14 protein-coding genes are annotated in these 17,297 nt (G+C 45.3%); 9 read left to right on the top strand and 5 right to left on the bottom strand.

All coding sequences use genetic code 11. The annotated features are described in order from the left end of the window. Positions 1–25: 25 nt before the first annotated feature. From QTP81_RS10720 to QTP81_RS10705, 4 genes are read left to right on the top strand one after another with little or no spacing between them, the layout of a single operon-like run. Positions 26–865 carry an alpha/beta hydrolase family protein gene (locus QTP81_RS10720; protein ID WP_289365395.1) on the top strand — a complete coding sequence of 280 codons (840 nt, stop codon included), beginning with the start codon at positions 26–28 and terminating at the stop codon, positions 863–865. Continuing rightward, positions 858–2,111: a kynureninase gene (gene kynU, locus QTP81_RS10715; protein WP_289365393.1), complete on the top strand. Its 1,254-nt coding sequence runs from the start codon at positions 858–860 to the stop codon at positions 2,109–2,111. The genes QTP81_RS10720 and kynU overlap by 8 nt, the downstream gene beginning before the upstream one ends. Then, complete coding sequence (locus tag QTP81_RS10710) at positions 2,111–3,592, top strand: transporter substrate-binding domain-containing diguanylate cyclase (protein ID WP_289365391.1); 1,482 nt, start codon at positions 2,111–2,113, stop codon at positions 3,590–3,592. The genes kynU and QTP81_RS10710 overlap by 1 nt, the downstream gene beginning before the upstream one ends. Continuing rightward, positions 3,576–3,914: a hypothetical protein gene (locus QTP81_RS10705; protein WP_289365390.1), complete on the top strand. Its 339-nt coding sequence runs from the start codon at positions 3,576–3,578 to the stop codon at positions 3,912–3,914. The genes QTP81_RS10710 and QTP81_RS10705 overlap by 17 nt, the downstream gene beginning before the upstream one ends. Positions 3,915–3,967: 53 nt before the next feature. Here QTP81_RS10705 and QTP81_RS10700 read toward each other — a convergent pair whose 3' ends face one another. Both QTP81_RS10700 and QTP81_RS10695 read right to left on the bottom strand, forming a co-directional pair. Continuing rightward, on the bottom strand, positions 3,968–4,660 hold the full coding sequence (locus QTP81_RS10700; RefSeq protein WP_289365389.1) for a 2OG-Fe(II) oxygenase family protein: 693 nt from the start codon (positions 4,658–4,660) through the stop codon (positions 3,968–3,970). Between the two features lie 193 nt (positions 4,661–4,853). Next, positions 4,854–5,267 carry a CBS domain-containing protein gene (locus QTP81_RS10695; RefSeq protein ID WP_289365386.1) on the bottom strand — a complete coding sequence of 138 codons (414 nt, stop codon included), beginning with the start codon at positions 5,265–5,267 and terminating at the stop codon, positions 4,854–4,856. 275 nt (positions 5,268–5,542) lie between these two features. On the opposite strand from QTP81_RS10695, the gene QTP81_RS10690 reads away from it, so the two are divergent. Beyond that, a complete protein-coding gene (locus QTP81_RS10690; protein ID WP_289365385.1) occupies positions 5,543–6,235 on the top strand; it encodes a substrate-binding periplasmic protein in 693 nt (230 codons plus the stop codon). A gap of 18 nt (positions 6,236–6,253) precedes the next feature. Here QTP81_RS10690 and QTP81_RS10685 read toward each other — a convergent pair whose 3' ends face one another. The 3 genes from QTP81_RS10685 to QTP81_RS10675 all read right to left on the bottom strand — a co-directional run bounded on the left by QTP81_RS10685 (position 6,254) and on the right by QTP81_RS10675 (position 11,087). Beyond that, positions 6,254–7,909 carry a flagellar assembly protein A gene (locus tag QTP81_RS10685; RefSeq protein ID WP_289365383.1) on the bottom strand — a complete coding sequence of 552 codons (1,656 nt, stop codon included), beginning with the start codon at positions 7,907–7,909 and terminating at the stop codon, positions 6,254–6,256. A gap of 75 nt (positions 7,910–7,984) precedes the next feature. Further along, the gene (gene sbcB, locus QTP81_RS10680; protein ID WP_289365382.1) at positions 7,985–9,427 is read right to left on the bottom strand and encodes an exodeoxyribonuclease I; all 1,443 of its coding nucleotides are present in this window, start codon (positions 9,425–9,427) and stop codon (positions 7,985–7,987) included. A 16-nt stretch (positions 9,428–9,443) separates the two neighbouring features. Next, positions 9,444–11,087, bottom strand: coding sequence for a response regulator (locus QTP81_RS10675; RefSeq protein ID WP_289365381.1), 1,644 nt, complete (start codon positions 11,085–11,087; stop codon positions 9,444–9,446). Between the two features lie 182 nt (positions 11,088–11,269). On the opposite strand from QTP81_RS10675, the gene QTP81_RS10670 reads away from it, so the two are divergent. From QTP81_RS10670 to QTP81_RS10655, 4 genes are all read left to right on the top strand, one after another. After that, positions 11,270–12,283 (top strand): isoaspartyl peptidase/L-asparaginase family protein, encoded by a 1,014-nt coding sequence (locus tag QTP81_RS10670; protein WP_289365379.1) that lies wholly within the window; start codon positions 11,270–11,272, stop codon positions 12,281–12,283. Between the two features lie 147 nt (positions 12,284–12,430). Then, positions 12,431–12,847: a CBS domain-containing protein gene (locus QTP81_RS10665; RefSeq protein ID WP_289365378.1), complete on the top strand. Its 417-nt coding sequence runs from the start codon at positions 12,431–12,433 to the stop codon at positions 12,845–12,847. A 95-nt stretch (positions 12,848–12,942) separates the two neighbouring features. Further along, positions 12,943–16,890 (top strand): ATP-dependent RNA helicase HrpA, encoded by a 3,948-nt coding sequence (gene hrpA / locus QTP81_RS10660; RefSeq protein WP_434532980.1) that lies wholly within the window; start codon positions 12,943–12,945, stop codon positions 16,888–16,890. 96 nt (positions 16,891–16,986) lie between these two features. Beyond that, the gene (locus tag QTP81_RS10655) at positions 16,987–17,289 is read left to right on the top strand and encodes a PilZ domain-containing protein (protein ID WP_289365641.1); all 303 of its coding nucleotides are present in this window, start codon (positions 16,987–16,989) and stop codon (positions 17,287–17,289) included. The last annotated feature ends 8 nt before the right edge of the window (positions 17,290–17,297 follow it).

Genomic DNA, 17,297 nt, shown 5'->3' with positions numbered 1-17,297 from the left:
CATTGAGAAAAATAAAAAGTACATGATGTTGAGAAAAATAGTATCGGCGCTAAGCCTTAGTTTAATTCTTATTAGTGCGCATTTAAGCGCGACGCCATTGGTTTCACGTTATTTGATGAACGTGGCTTTTAGCGACGTTACCGCTCTGGAATATCGCGAGCCAACAAACACAATTGTTTACGGACAACATACTTCACAATTTATCGAAGTTTGGGCGAGCAAAAACCGCGCAGCAGTAGAACCATTATCAGTGGGTATTGTGCTGATTCACGGCGGTTGTTGGTTAAAGGAATATGGCGTTGACCACGTGCGCCCATTGGCAACGGCTCTGAGTGACAAGGGCTACAATGTATTTGCGGTGGAATATCGCCGTACCGGCGAAGACGGCGGGGGGTGGCCCGGTAGCTTAAACGATGTGAACGAAGCGATTTATGCAGTAAGGCAACAATACCCGCGTATGTCACTCACGGCAGTTGGGCACAGTGCTGGTGGGCATCTGGCGATGTTGGCAGCTACTGACCCACGCTTGCGCTTAGGGGCGCTAATTGGTTTAGCTGCAATTACTGATATAGAAACCTATGCGCAAGGTGAAAATGGTTGTCAGCAAGCGGCACTGCGTTTTATCGGTGAGCAAGACGAACAGTTTGAGGCGCGAATGGATGCCGCCAATACCCTAGATAAGAACATCCTACCTCCGCTTTATTTATTAACCGGCGATGCTGATTCAATTGTGCCAGCGGCGCAAAACCGTCATCCTCAAGCGAAGCGATTTGTTGGCGAGGGAATAGGTCATTTTGATTGGATCCATCCTGACAGCGAAGCGTATCAACGATTGTTAAATACGTTGAGCCGTTTACATGAATAACGTTTTTGCAACTGCGTTTGAGCAGGCGAACCAAAGGGATGATGCTGACCAATTAAGTCACTTTAAACAGCGCTTCGACCTCCCCGAAGATATGGTTTATCTGGATGGCAATTCACTTGGCCCCCTGACGATCGCCGCCAAAGAGCGGGCTTACACTGTTGTTGAACAACAGTGGGGAAAAGATTTGATCACTAGTTGGAATCGCCACGACTGGATCAATCTGCCGATTATAACAGGAGAAAAAATAGCACCACTAATCGGCGCCGCTGCCGGTCAAGTCATTTGTTGTGACTCAATTTCGGTAAATTTGTTCAAGCTCTTGAGTGCCGCATTGAACATGCGTCCAGACCGCCATGCGGTGTTAACCACCATGGATAACTTTCCAACCGATCGTTATGTGGCAGAAGGTCTCAATCAATTGAATCGGGCGCATCCAATAGAGCTTCGCAGTACCAGCGAAGCAAACATTTACGAAGCCATTAACGAAGACATTGCAGTGGTAATGTTAACGCAAGTCAACTTCCGCACTGGCAATCGTCTGGATGTGAAGACAATTACTCAACGCGCACATGATAAGGGGTGTTTAATTATATGGGATCTTGCACACAGTGCGGGGGTCATTCCTGTTGAACTGGATGATAATCAGGTCGATTTCGCTGTCGGCTGTGGTTATAAATATCTCAATGGTGGGCCCGGTGCGCCGGCTTTTGTCTACGTGGCTCAGCGACATCAAGAACAATATCGACAGCCATTACAAGGCTGGATGGGACATACTCAACCCTTTAGTTTTGACCCGCGCTATCAACCAGCTGCGTCGATAAAAAGTAATTTAGTCGGTACACCAAGTGTAATCTCTATGAGCGTTATGGATGCCGCACTTGATATCTTTGCCGATGTTGAAATATCTGCGCTTGAAACCAAAGCACTGGCATTGACCCAATGGTTTCACACATTGCTAGAACGCGCAGAGATGAATAAGGTGTTTAGCGTTTCAGAGTATTTCGATGCGCGGCACAGTGGGGCGCAATTAGCATTGCGACATGAAAACGCTTACGCGATTTGCCAAGCCTGGATCGCCTCTGGAGTGATCGCAGATTTTCGCGCACCAGATATTCTCCGCGTTGGATTTTCTCCGCTGTTCTTGAGTTTTAGCGACCTAGTTAGCGCGGTTGAAAAGTTATCTGCTATTATGGAAGCTGCAGAGTATCTTCAGCCGCAGTTTAACGAAGTCCACACCGTAACCTAATGAAACGTACAACACCACTATTGCCGAACAAATACTTGCGCACAATATTCGCGTTGGCCCTGTGTTGGTTGTGTACCATCGCAAATGCTCAAACCAATAGTTCACACTTGACGTTAAGTTACTGTATTGATCCCGATTGGATGCCCTATGAAGCTATTCGAAACGGTGAGCATGTAGGTATTTCCTCTGATTACATATCTCTTTTGGCTGCATCTACGGGGTACCAATTAGAACTTTTTATCACTAAATCTTGGCAAGAAAGTCTGGAGTCACTAGCGCGAGGCGACTGTGATTTTATTGCAATGCTTAACAAAACACCGGCACGTGAACGCACGATGGTGTTTACGGATACGTTTTTTACGGCATCGAATGTGTTGGTTGCTAAAACCGGAACCAATGTAGTCCATGGATACGACGCAATGGATGGCAAAGTATTGGCTGTGGTTAGGGGATATCGGCACGATGAATACATCAATCGTTACTACCCACATATTCCGTTGGTGCAATTCGATACTGAAATGGCGGCAATTCAAGCGGTTGCTGATGGGCATGCAGACGTTGCGGTTGGCAGCCTACTTGCAGTCAATTCTTTGATTTACACTCACGGACTCAATAGTTTACAAGTGATCGGGTTGGCACAACCTCACGATATGTTGCGAATTGGCGTGAGTCGGAGATTGGGGCAAGGGACTAGTACATTTCCATTGTCGTCCAATGAATTAGTCGCACGATTCAATACCGCGATTGCGGATATTTCAGAACTACAGCACGTTCAAATTTATCGCAAGTGGAATAATGTCAAATATGTAGAGCGTACGAACTACAGGGTATTTTTATGGCCACTAGCAAGTGTTTTGTTGATACTGTTTGGCGTAATCTGGCGCAATAGAACGGTCGCTGCGCATAATTTAAAGTTAACGCGTGCCAATGCTGAGTTAGAGCGCCTCCAGGAGCAGTTGGTCGAGAAAAATCGCAATCTAGAGTTCTTATCGATTCACGATCCTCTTACAGGACTGTACAACCGCAACTTTATGTTACAGCGTGCTGAAGAAGCTGTGAATGCGTTCGAGCGATTTAAATTACCCGTAAGCCTTATCGTTATGGATGTTGATAGATTTAAATCAATAAACGATAAGTTTGGTCACTCAGTGGGAGACCGCGTATTAGTTGAGATATCTAAACTTGCGCAAAGAAGTTTACGCGAAGTTGATATAGTTTCGCGTTGGGGGGGCGAAGAGTTTTTAGTTATTTGCCCCAATACCGATGAAAAAGAGGCGAGCGTGTTAGCTGAACGTATTCGCAGTCGATGTGAAGCTAATACAATTCCGCCCGTTCAAGTACCAATTACCTGCAGCTTCGGTATCGCAGAAATACAGCAGGGCGATGATTTCTCAAGCTGGTTCGATAATGCCGATAAATGCCTACTGCGGGCGAAAAGTGAAGGAAGAAACAGGGTTGTGTGTAATGACGATATTGGTTAATGGCAGTCTACTGCGATGCACATTAATAGCTGCCGTATTGTTAATGCAAATTGGATGTGGCCCTAAAACCTTACCGACAGTCGGTAGGACTCATGGCGATCTTCCCATGACGATGGTTATGGAGTTAAGTGAGAATTGTTGGCGATTCTTAAAACCGGTTTATTTTGAAGCTCCCTTTGCAACTGGAATGAGCTTCAATCAAGGCAGCTGCCTAGCACCAGAGAAAAAAATAGGCAGAAAAACCGTTGCTCAAATTGCAAGTATGAAAGTGTCCATGACGTATGATGGGGAGTTTTACATCGTCAAGAATGGATATGAGTAATTGGCTTTACAATTACCAATTACTCAAATCGTTGTCGGGTGCATAACGCAGAGCTAGTCAGCTAAAAACCAGCCACTAATGGCGACACGAGGATAGCGAGCTAACGGTGCTAAATAAGTGACCGACTGAATGTGTTGTGCGTCGTACAATGCCAGTGTATTAAACCCTGGAGCCCATGCATCGCGAGGCTTACCACTTTGTTCGTAAAATTGTAGCAAGCCACCCCAATCTGGATGCCAATCATGACTGAAGTTTAGTTCAAAGCTGACCCGTCTTTTTTCCGTAGGGTGAATATCATTGTGACGTGTGAGAAAGTGGCCGTGCATGTATTTCGTTGCTTGAACGCTGACTTTACTGATGTCCTGATGACCGGTAATTGCTTTAACCATATCCAGAGTAGCGCGGTCACCTAGCCAATGCTTAATTGCAAGAAAACGTTCATCTGATTGCACGCCAATGGCTTGGCGGCCATACAAATATCCAATGCCTTGAGAAGCTTGCTCGAGAATTTCTTTGCGCATCTGATGTTGTTGTTGAGGTGTCATTTGCGCACTTTCTGCTGGTGTTAGGATTGCGGGTTTACCTTCTTTCACATACGCATAGTCAAAAGCATCACTGGTCATCAGGATCTCCTGAGCTTGCATAGCTGACTGCGGTTGAAAGATGTCATTGATCATAACGCGATTATCAGTGCGATATTCTTGAGTTATTGCTTCGGTATTTAACGTGGGATTGAGTTCTATCATGATGGTTTGTTATTGTTCTTGTATTCGTAATGAGGCGACACGAGATAATGAAGTATGTAAATTGTCGTTGTATTTAATTACGTGACGACAGAGTTACCTACTAGCTCCTTGAAAGTCAGGTACTGTACTGAAATTACGGTGGCTTCACAACGAAAAATCAGTAATTTCTTTGTTCTGAGGTACGCATAAAAACTCAGTGTACTTTATCGTACAGCCAACGGATAAGGTCTCGCCAAGTAATGATACCTACAGGTTTTCGTTCGGTATTGACAACAGGCAAACACGATACTTTATATTGTCTAAATTTGCTGATGGCATTTTTTAAGCTGTCACCAGATTCAATACAAACCAGTTTACGAGTCAGAATTTGGTGCACCCGCTTTTGTAGGGTGGCAAGATCTTTAGTATTTGCCGCCGGTAAATCGACATTCGGGGTTGTTGCTTTAAAGTAGTCGCGGTCAGATATTACACCGACTAAGCAGCCCTGTTTGTCAGTTACCAACAAATGATGAAAACGATGACGAACAAACAGGTTTCTGACGACTTCCAGTCGATCATCCATATCAACTGAAACAACTTTTTTAGTCATGATGTTATCGACGGCCACTGCTTGTCCTCGTAATCTCTGATATCACTTTAAGCTTGCATTTCCACAAGGCTAACACCTATTGTTTTTGTTTAACAAGCACTGTCATTAGATTTATATCAACACGGTGTAAGTGCGAATTAAACAGCACACAGGAAGGGAGAAAAAGTTAACAGTCGCGCGCCGCAAGGATTTTAGCGTGTTTCGTTTACTCCACGACGCTTGTTTGCTACTTTGCTGGTATGTTGTGCATAGTCAGATTTACACTAGTAGTGGTTTGCGCAGGGCTTTTATCGATGCCGGTCAAAGCTCAACTTTCAGCGCCACCATCTTGCCTAATTAAAAGCTCTGTCTCGCCAGAGTTCATCAATGGATTGCATTATAAATACCTCGTTTTTATCGCTCGCCAATTGCAATGTGAAATAGAGATATTACCCATGCCATTTGCGCGGCGAGTGGTGTCGCTAGAAAATGGTGATATAGACATTATGGTGGGTCTAAAGCATTTGCACCAAGAGAATGGCTTTGAGTTCATCCGGCCAAGCTATGAAACGATACAAGGTGTTTATTTTGTTCGACGAGAAGACATTGAAAAGTATGTTAATCCTCAAGCCTTCGACAATGCGGTGGTGGGGGTGTCTATTGATCAAGTCGGCATTACGGAAACGGTACAGTCGGATTTCAAAGATATTGTCCCTGTTACTAACTTGGGGCAAAAAATTGGCCTACTTTTAAAAGGACGTATTGATACGTTTGTTCATTTCCAATCCAGTGCAGATTTTAAAATCAATCAGATGGGGGTTGCCGACAAAATCGGTCCTGCACCTTATCAACCCGGATTCCCGTTGGATTACTACGTTGCCCTTCACACTGGGTCAGCACTGTATGCACGCAAAGCTGAACTCGCTAAAATAATCAGTGACGCTGTTGCACAGGGTATCTTTGCCAAAATTCGCGCCGAGCATGAAGCTTCACTCGACGCTTATTGATGTGAGGTTATGGAAGGATTAAACCATTGGCTCGTATTGCCATTGGTGCTCGTCGTATCGCACGATTGAGCGATCGTACTCTCTCTCAGATCGCCAGACTCTATTGTTGAGCTTGACAGAAACACCTGAATAAACACGTTTAAATGCCATCAACAGAATGCTGCGGGTATACTCTTCTTTGGCGGCTTTCATTTCTAAATTTTTGATTTCCAACCAATTAAGCATTTGCGATTCGTTTTCAAACATTTCGATCGCTTCATCGACTTTTGTACGCAAATTTTTGGGGATCAACTTGCTTTTAATCAAATCAATTTTATCTTTGTGTTTGTCATTGTTTTCGCGCAATTGCTTGAGTATGTCATCCAATAAGTCTTTGCGCTCCATCAGTTGGTTGAAGCCTTTACTGAAATCGATCGCCAAGTGGCTACCCGACACCGCACCAAAAGTGCCGGCTTTAACGGTACGCTGGCTAATGACATCACACGCGAATATATTGCCATTCGGGTTGTCAATACGACCGACGATTACATCGCCTTTGCACTCCAAGCGGCTGTACGCTACTTGTCTGCCAATCGTTATATTGCCGCCACATTTGATATTTAACCCTTGTCCGTGCTGCACATGAATACTGCCCGTAGCACGAAGTTCACAGCTGAATTCTGTACCTTCATCGTTGGCTTTACCCATTGCTCCTTCGGTAATGACAATATCGCCGCCAGCATGAATTGTTGCCGACTCAACAAAGCCATTTACGGTGACGTCACCAGTCGCGGTAATTTCCATTTTCTCGGTCACGTCGCCGTTAACCAAAACGGCGCCGTCATACTTAATGTTACCCGTGCCAACATTGACGCCCTGACAAGTGAACGTGTCATCAACTGTCATGATCAAATCTAGGAACTTTGGCATACCCGAAATCGTTGCAACCACGAGGTTTTCATCATGATCACTGATTGCGGTTCCGTCGCCCAGCTTAATCGATTGCCAATCGCCGGCTTTGGCTTCTAATTTTGTGCCGCGAACCGTAAATCCTGAGCGACCTTTGGTTGGGGCCATGCGGCGTAATACTTCAGCGCCTGCTTTTACGCAAATAAGTTCACCTAAGTTACGCATATCAACCCGAGACGTTGATGATTCCTGAGGCTTAAGTACGCGCTCTAAAGCATTCGGGACTAGGGGTTTTACACGTGAGGAGCGACCGTCTCTGGCGGGTAGGCCGCGAGCCACAATATCCTCGACAACTTCACCTGGCCTAGCACTGGCCACTTTTTGTAAAACGGCTTTTAACTTCTTTTTGCCCAAGCCTCGGTTGATGCCATTCTGTTTTGCGAGATTCAACATCGCTGTTAGATCGGGCACGGCCCCGCCATAGGGCGCGGTAACCACAACAGTGGCTTGCATGCCTTCTTCAGGTACTCGGAACTCGACCTCGGCATTGCGTTTTTCTCCGACTTTTTTAGTGATTACTGCAAAATCATTGGTCTTAAAATGATGATTTGCCTGATCACAGGTCGCTTTGATTTCAGTTTCTGACAAGTACAGTGATGAAAACTCACTACTGTGAACATGTTTAACCAGCGCTTTTGAGTCCAGCTCTTTATCAAACTCTGCTGGGTTTAACGTCAAACTGACTTCGTTGGCTTGTTCGTCATACGACAGTGAAACACCTTTCATTGCGTTACCTTCTTTTCCCTAACAGGTTGTTATCGACTGATATTAACAATTTTTTAATCTAAGAATAGCTAACCTTTATAAGTTTTGCGCATAGTTCACTAAGGCTCGAATTATGGCTACTTTGTTTTGGTCATGTTGATGTTGCTCTGCTAACCATTCCAATCGTTGTAAGTAATCATTCATTGCCAGACGTTTTTTATCATCAGGCGCGGTTATTTGCGCATGCCGATGCGCTTGCCATTGCTGCATTTCACTGTCTGTCAGCGTATTGGGATAATTGCGTGCTCGGTAGCGAAATAGGCGAGTCTTCAATGCCTGAGTTGGCGCAACGGCTTGCAGTGCCGCTAAGTTCTCCGCCGTGCTATCAATGACCTGGTCGCACCATTGGCGTTCAGCCGGTTGCAAAAACGGTTCTTGATAAAGGCTGTAGTCAGGGTCAAGTACTACATCGTTCTCATACGGTTGGTCGAAAACGTCTAATAATTTACTAAATAATCCGGCAGCTGCACGACATTGTTCACGCTGCGCGTTGACTCGCTCAAGATCGATGCCTAATCGCGCCGCATTTTCTGCGCTTAGAGTCGCCAAAGGGGCCACAAAAGGGCAGCGATTGATGATAATTTGCTTTAGGGCTGGGCGACTCTCATGGCTTTCGTATTCTGAGCTTTTACGGTAGAGCAATTCGCTGATTTCTGCACTATTCAACGTCAGAAGGTTGTCAATTGGCTCGCTGAGGTTAATACAAATCACCGCATTTTTATTCTGCGGATGAAAACCAATTGGCATGACAATAGCGCAGCAGCCGTGTTCGGCTTTAAATCTCGAACTAATATGCACAATTGGCGTCATTTTAATTACATCAATGCGCTCAAGTACTTTGCGTTTACTGCGAAGTTCAAAAGCGTAGTTAAACAATTTAGGCTGGGCTTGTTTGAGTAGGCGAGTCAAACCTATCGTTGCGTTTACATCAGACAAGGCATCGTGGGCGTTTCCATGTTCTAGATTGTTCGCTTGACTCAAATGTTCCAATTTAAAACTGGGCAAACCATCTTCGCGTTTTGGCCATTGAATACCCTCAGGTCGCAACGAATAGCAAGCTCTCACTAAGTCGATAATATCCCAGCGACTATTGCCATTTTGCCATTCACGGGCATAGGGATCATAGAAATTACGGAATAAGCCAAAACGCGTGACTTCATCGTCAAAGCGGATGCTGTTGTAACCGACAACACAAGTGTTTGGTTTACTCATAGCAGCATGAACTCGAGCTATGAAATCAGCCTCAATATATCCGTCTCGCAAGGTTTGTTGTGGCGTTATACCGGTGACTAAGGCTGCTTCTGGTTGTGGTAAATAATCATTGGGGATGCGGCAAAACCAGTTGATTGGCCGCTCAATTGGGTTGAGGTCTGCGTCGGTGCGTATAGCCGCAAACTGACTTGGCCAATCGCGCTTTGGATCGGTACCCCACGTTTCGTAATCGTGAAACAGGAAGGAGGCAGGCGTATGACTAGACACGGCGTTGGCGCTACTCTTACTCTTCGTCTTCGTCAAGACCTAACAACTTAAGGTACGCATCACGCTTGGCAACTTGCGCGGGTCCCATTTGCGCTGTACACAACAAAACTTTAGCTTTTTGTGCTTCGCCCACTTGCTCTGGATTTAATCTATCTGTTTTGGCGATATTAGTCAGAACCTTTAACAAGCTCATTGCGACCTGTTTATTTTGCGGTGATAATTTTAAGGCGTGTTTGAGATTTTGGAAGGCGGGGCCCATGCGATTCTCTTTATAATTGACCGCTGCCATTTCTTTCAATTCCTTTGCCGTAAAACTAATTTCACGACGCTCAATAGACTCTTGCTTAAGGTATTCATTCACGACGTTACTTGAGAACGTATCGCCCGCAATTTGCTTCCCGAGTCGGTCGAGGATAGCTAGTGACTTTTCTTTTTGGCCCAACTCGTGAAAGGCCTTCATCTTGTCGAGATTATCTTCAAGCGAGGCGTTGTCACGCATGCTCACTTGCTCGTCCATAATCTTTTCAGCGCCTGATTTGTCATTTCTTACGCACAGTAAACGCGCCTGCAGTACGGCTAATTGCTCATCGCCAACGGCCATGGAGCCTCGCGTTTGTTTTAATGCCGCTATGTCTCGTTCAGCTTTTTGTAAGAACGGTGTTGCTTCCTCTATAGTCAGGTTGGTCGCTAAATCAATACCCGAACGAATTACATTGAGAGTTAACTCAGGTGAATCGTGAATAGAGTTTTTTGCGTAACGAGCCATGTTTTGCGTTGCCTGATATTGGCCCATCTTATCGTGATTTAAGCGCGCCAAATCCCATAACTTCTTGTTGCGATTGATATTACGAGGGGCGAGGCGGCTAGCCTCTTTCATTTGCTCATAAGCTTCAGCGTATTGCTCGTGTTCGATGTGATATTGAGCAAGTAAATCGTATGTATTGAAGCGAGTGTCATCGCGCTCAAGCATCTCTTCGATTAAGACGTCGGCTTCGTCCTTTTTGCCTTGCTTGAGGAGGGCTCTGGTCAATCCAATCGAAACCCAACCATAAGAATAATCTTCGAGTAGTTTTGTATAATACCTTTCTGCTTCAGCGAACTCATGCAAATTAATATAGCAATCGCCAATAATGCGCTTAATTCGCGGTACGAGATCTTTTAATGAGGGATCGAGTAATTGCCGCTCAGCGTGATAAATAGCCGCTGAATAATCATGATGATCGAGACAATACAATAACTTGTGCAGTTTTAATCGAACATTGAGCAGATAGCTCAAGCGTCTTTCGACCTTTGCTCTATCGAGCGGTTTAACCCAAAAATCATCAGGCTGTAGCTCGATGATACAATTCACCAGTTCCGGACTTGTCTCGGCGCTTAAAAATACAACGGTGGTATCTTTTTTGATATGGCCTTTCATTTTTAGCTCTTCATAAAGATGGAAACCATCTTTATCAGCGCTTACATCAAAGGCAATCAAAATAATGTTGAATTGGGTGTTTTCACACAGCCGTAACGCATAGAATGCATTTTGCGCGTTTTTTACTTTGGTAATACCAACTTCGTTCAGGGCGTTCTTCACGCTGTCCTGAATAAGGCTTTGACCATCGATTATAAGAACACTAATTTCTCTAGGTTCAAGCGGAGCAGGTATTTTCTTCAAGCCAACACTCAATGTTTGTTATTTTTTGTCTATATTTCACGCGCTTGCGTTAATAATTTGTCCCTTATTAAAGATAATAGCGGCAATCCCCTATTACCACAATAGTAAAGCCTCGAATGTAGAAAATTCAAGTGATTGCGCGTATCGTTCACAGAACGATGTATGCACTAACAAGGGTCATTATGACGTATCGTTTAATTATATTGTGGGTATTTTTCAGTGTCCAAGTGGCGGCAAATGAGGTTCATAAAGGGCCCATCGCTATTGCGATTCACGGTGGGGCGGGCACAATCACTCAAGCCGCTTTAACGCCTGAACAAGATGCAGCATATCGAGCCGCGTTGGAAGCAGCGCTAATCGCTGGGTACGAAGAGTTAAAAACGGGGCAGCCGGGTCAGGTTGCAGTGGTCAAAGCCATTCAATTGATGGAACAGTCGCCACTTTTTAATGCCGGGATTGGGTCGGTGTACACATATGATGGTGTGCACGAGCTCGATGCTTCAATTATGCACGGTTTAACCCGCGAGGCAGGTGCTGTGGCTGGCGTCACGAATATTAAAAGTCCCATTGCTGCCGCGTTAGCGGTGATGGAGTCTTCTCCTCATGTGTTGCTTACCGGCAAGGGGGCTGAAGTGTTTGCTCAGCAGCAGGGACTCACTGTGGTAGATAATAGTTACTTTAATACCGACCGTCGCAGGCGCGCGCTTCAGCGAGCCAAACAACACCTGGACCAACAAACCAGCATGCAGCAGTTATTCTCCATTAATGCCGAATATAAATTTGGTACTGTTGGCGTTGTGGTGCTCGATAGTGAAGGTAATTTGGTTGCCGGTACGTCCACTGGCGGGATGACGGCAAAGCGCTACGGGCGGGTTGGTGATTCACCGATCATTGGCGCCGGGACTTTTGCTGATAATAGCAGTTGTGCAGTGTCGGCAACCGGACATGGTGAATATTTTATTCGCTACAACGTTGCAGCTGATATTTGTGCCCGGATGCAGTATCAAAAATTGTCGTTAGCGGAGGCAAGCGATGTGGTGATCAATCAAGTCCTCAAAGACGCCGGCGGAGACGGCGGAGTCGTTGCTGTTGATTTTGCTGGTAACGTGGCAATGCCATTTAACACTGAAGGCATGTACCGAGCGAGTATCGATTCAGCCGGTGTTAAAGTGATCGCAATCTACCGGGAAGAATAGGGCCTCAAGAGCGATCGGCAAAAAATTGAAATAATTGTGTTTAAAACTAGTGGTTTATCAAATTAGCAACTACGCTTATTTGGCAGACCCACGATTATTCAGGGGCTGATCGCATAATAAGAATTCATTGATTGGATAGGAGTTGCAATGGAATCGTTATTGGTTTCCGACTATATGAATCATCGCCCAGTTAAGTTGAGCACTGAATTGCCTATTGCAGAGGCGGTTGAACGTTTATTGACAAGTAAACAAGCGGGTGGCCCAGTAGTCGATGAGCATAAAAAGGTCGTGGGCTTTTTGTCAGAACAAGATTGCATGAGCAAGATGATTACTTCGAGCTACTATCGCGAACAAGTTTGTCGTGTTAAAGACGTGATGCATGGTGAAGTGCTGGCAGTAAAACCTTATTCGTCAGTGTTAGAATTGGCCAATATGATGTTGAAGGCGAAACCCAAGATTTACCCGGTTGTCGATGATGACGGATTTTTACTTGGCGTAATCAATCGCTCTGACGTACTCAACGCCATCGATGTGCAACTCCGCTCGGGTTATAAAGGTACGTAAATCAGGCAAAAACTTCCCTTATGCAGTAGCAATTTACAGCCGCTTCTTCTACGATCGCGCACCTGAAAATCAAACGCAGGTGCAGATTGGATCCATTGAACTCCATTAACTTCTCGGATGTTGCTGTTGACGAAGATACAGTCATTGAATGGTTGTCGTTGGGCAAAGCCAGTGAACTTTTTACGTCGGTAATGTATGTAGATGCTTTTTGGCTAAAGCGTCGTTGGCAAACTATTCAGCGTGAAAGTAATGCATCGAAAGGGATTAGATTTAATCAGCATAAACAGTGGGCGCCTTTTATTAAGCGCTTATTACGCTCGTTACACCGCTGCCAAAGTCGTGTTCAACAGCGCCCACAGGTCGAGTATCCAGACTTACCCGTCAGCCAGGAAAAAGAGGCTATTCAAGCTGCAATTGCCGCACATCAAGTGGTCATCATAGCCGGTGAAACCGGGTCAGGGAAAACCACTCAAATTCCCAAAATGTGTCTGGAGTTGGGGTTGGGAACCAAGGGCTTAATTGCACACACGCAACCACGTAGATTAGCGGCCAGAAGTGTTGCAACGCGCATAGCTGATGAACTTGAATCAACAATAGGCGAACACGTTGGTTTTAAAATTCGCTTTAGTGATAACGTCAGCGATTCGAGTTATATCAAACTAATGACTGACGGTATGCTGTTAGCAGAGATGCAAAACGACCGCTTTTTAAACCAATATGACACCATCATTATCGATGAAGCGCATGAGCGCAGCCTCAATATTGATTTCTTGCTGGGCTACTTAAAACAGTTATTACCGAAGCGTCCCGAGTTAAAGGTGATCATAACGTCGGCAACGATTGATCCGATGCGCTTTTCCAAACACTTTGGTAATGCACCAATTATTGAAGTGAGCGGACGCACTTACCCGGTAGAAATACGCTATCGCGACGAAACAGAAAACGACAACGATATGCTCGATAATATTGTCGATGCCGTTGACGAGTTGATGCGTGAACCACCCGGCGATATTTTGATTTTCTTAAGTGGTGAACGCGATATCCGCGATGCCGAAGAGGTACTTAATCGCCAACAGTACCGCAATACCGAGCTCGTACCGCTGTATGCGCGTTTAAGTGCCAGTGAGCAGAATAAAATTTTTCAATCCCACGCGGGGCGGCGAATCGTATTAGCGACTAACGTCGCTGAAACCTCATTAACGGTACCCGGGATTAAGTACGTTATTGACCCTGGTATGGCGCGTCTGTCGCGATACAGTGCGCGCAGTAAAGTTCAGCGTTTACCGATTGAGCCGATATCACAAGCGTCGGCAAACCAAAGAGCAGGGCGCTGCGGCCGAACGTCTGAGGGTATCTGTATTCGCTTGTACTCAGAAGAGGATTACCTGGGGCGACCAGAATTTACTGATCCGGAAATATTGCGGACTAACTTAGCCTCGGTAATTTTGCAAATGTTGTCGTTAGGGTTAGGGGATATAGAGCGATTTCCATTCGTTCAGGCGCCAGATAGTCGCAACATTAATGATGGCTTTTTGTTACTCGAAGAATTACAGGCTATCAGTTCGAGGGCTAATCCAAAACTAACCTCGTTGGGGCGCAATCTCGCTGCGTTCCCGATTGATCCGCGTTATGCTCGCATGGTACTTGCAGCGGGGTCGTTTGATGCCGTTTATGAAGTGATGGTCATTGCGGCTGGTTTATCCATTCAAGATCCGCGTGAACGACCACAAAACATGCGCCAGAAAGCCGATGAAGCACATAAACAGCACGCGGACGACGCGTCTGACTTTATTGCATTGTTGAATTTATTTACAACCTTTAAGCAACAGCAAAAAGCGTTGAGTGGCAATCAACTGCGGAAATGGTGTAAAACGCAGTTTATCAATTATTTACGCATGCGTGAGTGGCAGGATATCGTAAGCCAAATTAAACATGCGTTGGTGTCAGTTGATCTGCGCATAAATAGCCAACCTGCGGACTATGAGGCAATTCACCAAAGTATTGTAACGGGTCTGTTGTCGCACATTGGTCAGCTGGATAAAAACCGTCAATACAAAGGTGCGCGCAACGCGCAGTTTATGATTTTCCCAGGTTCAGGAATAGCTAATAAGACACCTAAGTGGGTAATGGCGGCCGAATTAGTGGAAACCTCGCGTTTGTTCGCCCGAGTTGTAGCTAAAATTAACCCTGAATGGTTAGAGCCACTGGCACCGCATTTGGTTAAATCAAGTTACAGTGAACCACATTGGTCGAAAAAACGCGGTTCAGTAACCGCTATACAACGGGTTTCGTTATTTGGGCTACCTATCGTTACTAATCGGCGCGTCAATTACAGCAATATCGACCCTGCCGTTTGTTATGAATTGTTTATAAGAGAAGCATTAGTCCAAGGACACTGTAATATTCAATACGCCTTTTTACGTCACAACCAATCGCTACTAGAGGATATTGAGTTACTCGAGCAAAAGACGCGGCGTCGAGATTTATTAGTTAGCGAAGATGAGTTGGTAGACTTTTATCGTCAACACATACCTAACCATGTAGTCAGTGAAGCGAGTTTTAAAAAGTGGTATCGGACGCTCGATGATAATCAAATCGAAGCGTTAAAGTTCTCGCGTGAGCACATTAGCAATACTAAAGTGTTGACAACCAATACCGAGTATCTTTTTCCCGAGTTTTGGCGCCAAGGGGATATAGTTCTGCCGTTGAGTTATCAATTTGAACCAACCGCTGATGACGACGGCGTCAGTTTACTGATCCCGTTACCGCTGCTGAACCAGTTGCAAAACGTCGGTTTTGATTGGCTTGTGCCTGGCTTACAACACGAACTGATTGTGGCCTTGATCAAATCACTACCCAAGCGGTTGCGGCGTCATTTTGTGCCGGCGCCCGATTATGCCAAAGCCTGTCAAAATGCTCTACAAGATGAACGCGATAATCAACCTTTATTGGCGGCGCTATCCCAACAGCTGTTAAAGATGTCTGGTGTGCAGTTAAACTTAGACGATTTTGATGTGAGCACATTACCTCGGCACTTGCGTATGCATTTTAAAGTCGTTAATGAGCACAATAAAATCATTGCTAGTAACGACGATTTAGTCGCACTTAAAAACCAGTTACAAGGCCAGGTACAAGAGACTCTGAATGAAGCAGCGACGCCTGAATTTGAGCGCTCAGGATTAAATACTTGGGATTTTGAGCAACTACCGGAAAAATTTAGTCGCAAAACCGGGCAGTTTGAAGTACAGGCATACCCCGCACTTGTACCGGGCGAGCAGGGTATCGATATTCGCTTGTTTGATACGCAAAACCTCGCAAATGAAGCGCATCAGCGCGGTATTACTGAGCTGGTTAAGTTGGTAATTCCCTCGCCGATAAAACACTTGCAGCAAAAATTACCGAATAAAGCGAAACTCGGTTTGTATTTTAATCCGTTTGGTTCTATAGCAGCCTTGATAGACGATTGCGTTACAGCAGCAGTCGATGCAATTGCGATTCGCAAATTCGAAACCCACGAGAATATTCGCAGCAAAGCCCAGTTTAATGAGTTGTGTGAAGCTGCGCGGGCGAACGTCAATGATGATGTATTGGCTATCGCGACAGAGCTCGAGAAAGGTTTAGTCGTCGCCGCCAACATTCAAAAGCAATTGAAAGGCAAAGTAGACTTTAGCTTGGTGCATGCGTTGGGCGATGTAAAAGCCCACTTAAATCAATTGGTCTTCCCCGGTTTTGTGAGTGATTTAGGCGTCGCGAGATTAGGCGATTGGCAGCGCTACGTAAAAGCATTGGCTAATCGCATTGAAAAACTCAAAGTAGATGTCAATCGCGATCGGCTAAACATGCTGCAGATAGACAAAGTCAGTCAGGCCTACGAGAAACTGTTAAGCGAGTTCAAAAAGCAAAGAGAAATACCCACAGAGCTTCTCGAAACTCGATGGATGATTGAAGAGTTACGTGTTTCCCTTTTCGCGCAACAGCTTGGCACTAAATACCCCATTTCGGTGAAACGGATCGAGAACCATTTGCGCGAGTTTTCTCATTGACAATAGTGTCATACCGCCCTATAACTTGAAGTGTTATTTCATTCAATCTCGACCGGTCTCAACGTGGAACAGACTGGGCAATTAGGAGAAGTGGTAATGCTGGGATATGACGACAAACGAAATTTCCTCCGACTGATGGTTAATGCACCATGCGAGGTAACGATTAAAGACAATGAGTCAAATCGTATCGTTCATGCGGTATGCCGTGATATCAGCTCTACCGGGATGTCGTTAGAAATCGGTGAGTCCTCCGTTGAAATTGGCACTCAAGTCGAGGTGTCGATTGAATCAACCAGTACGCAAATTTCTTCGCTGTTGGTCAAAGCAAAAGTAGTACGCTGCGAACCGCAAGGCGAAAACGCTTGTGTTGTTGGCGTCGAAATCAGTGAGATGAAGTAACCGCAAAA

Source organism: Neoalteromonas arenosi (assembly GCF_030362855.1).
Taxonomy (GTDB): domain Bacteria; phylum Pseudomonadota; class Gammaproteobacteria; order Enterobacterales; family Alteromonadaceae; genus Alteromonas_E; species Alteromonas_E arenosi.
Note: the sequence above shows the minus strand (reverse complement) of the source record. Positions and strands in the feature narration are given on the sequence as shown.

Coding starts and splice junctions, on each gene's coding strand:
- QTP81_RS10720 (WP_289365395.1), top strand. CDS start 26: ATGTTGAGAAAAATAGTATCGGCGCTAAGCCTTAGTTTAATTCTTATT.
- kynU (WP_289365393.1), top strand. CDS start 858: ATGAATAACGTTTTTGCAACTGCGTTTGAGCAGGCGAACCAAAGGGAT.
- QTP81_RS10710 (WP_289365391.1), top strand. CDS start 2,111: ATGAAACGTACAACACCACTATTGCCGAACAAATACTTGCGCACAATA.
- QTP81_RS10705 (WP_289365390.1), top strand. CDS start 3,576: ATGACGATATTGGTTAATGGCAGTCTACTGCGATGCACATTAATAGCT.
- QTP81_RS10700 (WP_289365389.1), bottom strand. CDS start 4,660: ATGATAGAACTCAATCCCACGTTAAATACCGAAGCAATAACTCAAGAA.
- QTP81_RS10690 (WP_289365385.1), top strand. CDS start 5,543: ATGCCGGTCAAAGCTCAACTTTCAGCGCCACCATCTTGCCTAATTAAA.
- QTP81_RS10685 (WP_289365383.1), bottom strand. CDS start 7,909: ATGAAAGGTGTTTCACTGTCGTATGACGAACAAGCCAACGAAGTCAGT.
- QTP81_RS10670 (WP_289365379.1), top strand. CDS start 11,270: ATGACGTATCGTTTAATTATATTGTGGGTATTTTTCAGTGTCCAAGTG.
- QTP81_RS10665 (WP_289365378.1), top strand. CDS start 12,431: ATGGAATCGTTATTGGTTTCCGACTATATGAATCATCGCCCAGTTAAG.
- QTP81_RS10655 (WP_289365641.1), top strand. CDS start 16,987: ATGCTGGGATATGACGACAAACGAAATTTCCTCCGACTGATGGTTAAT.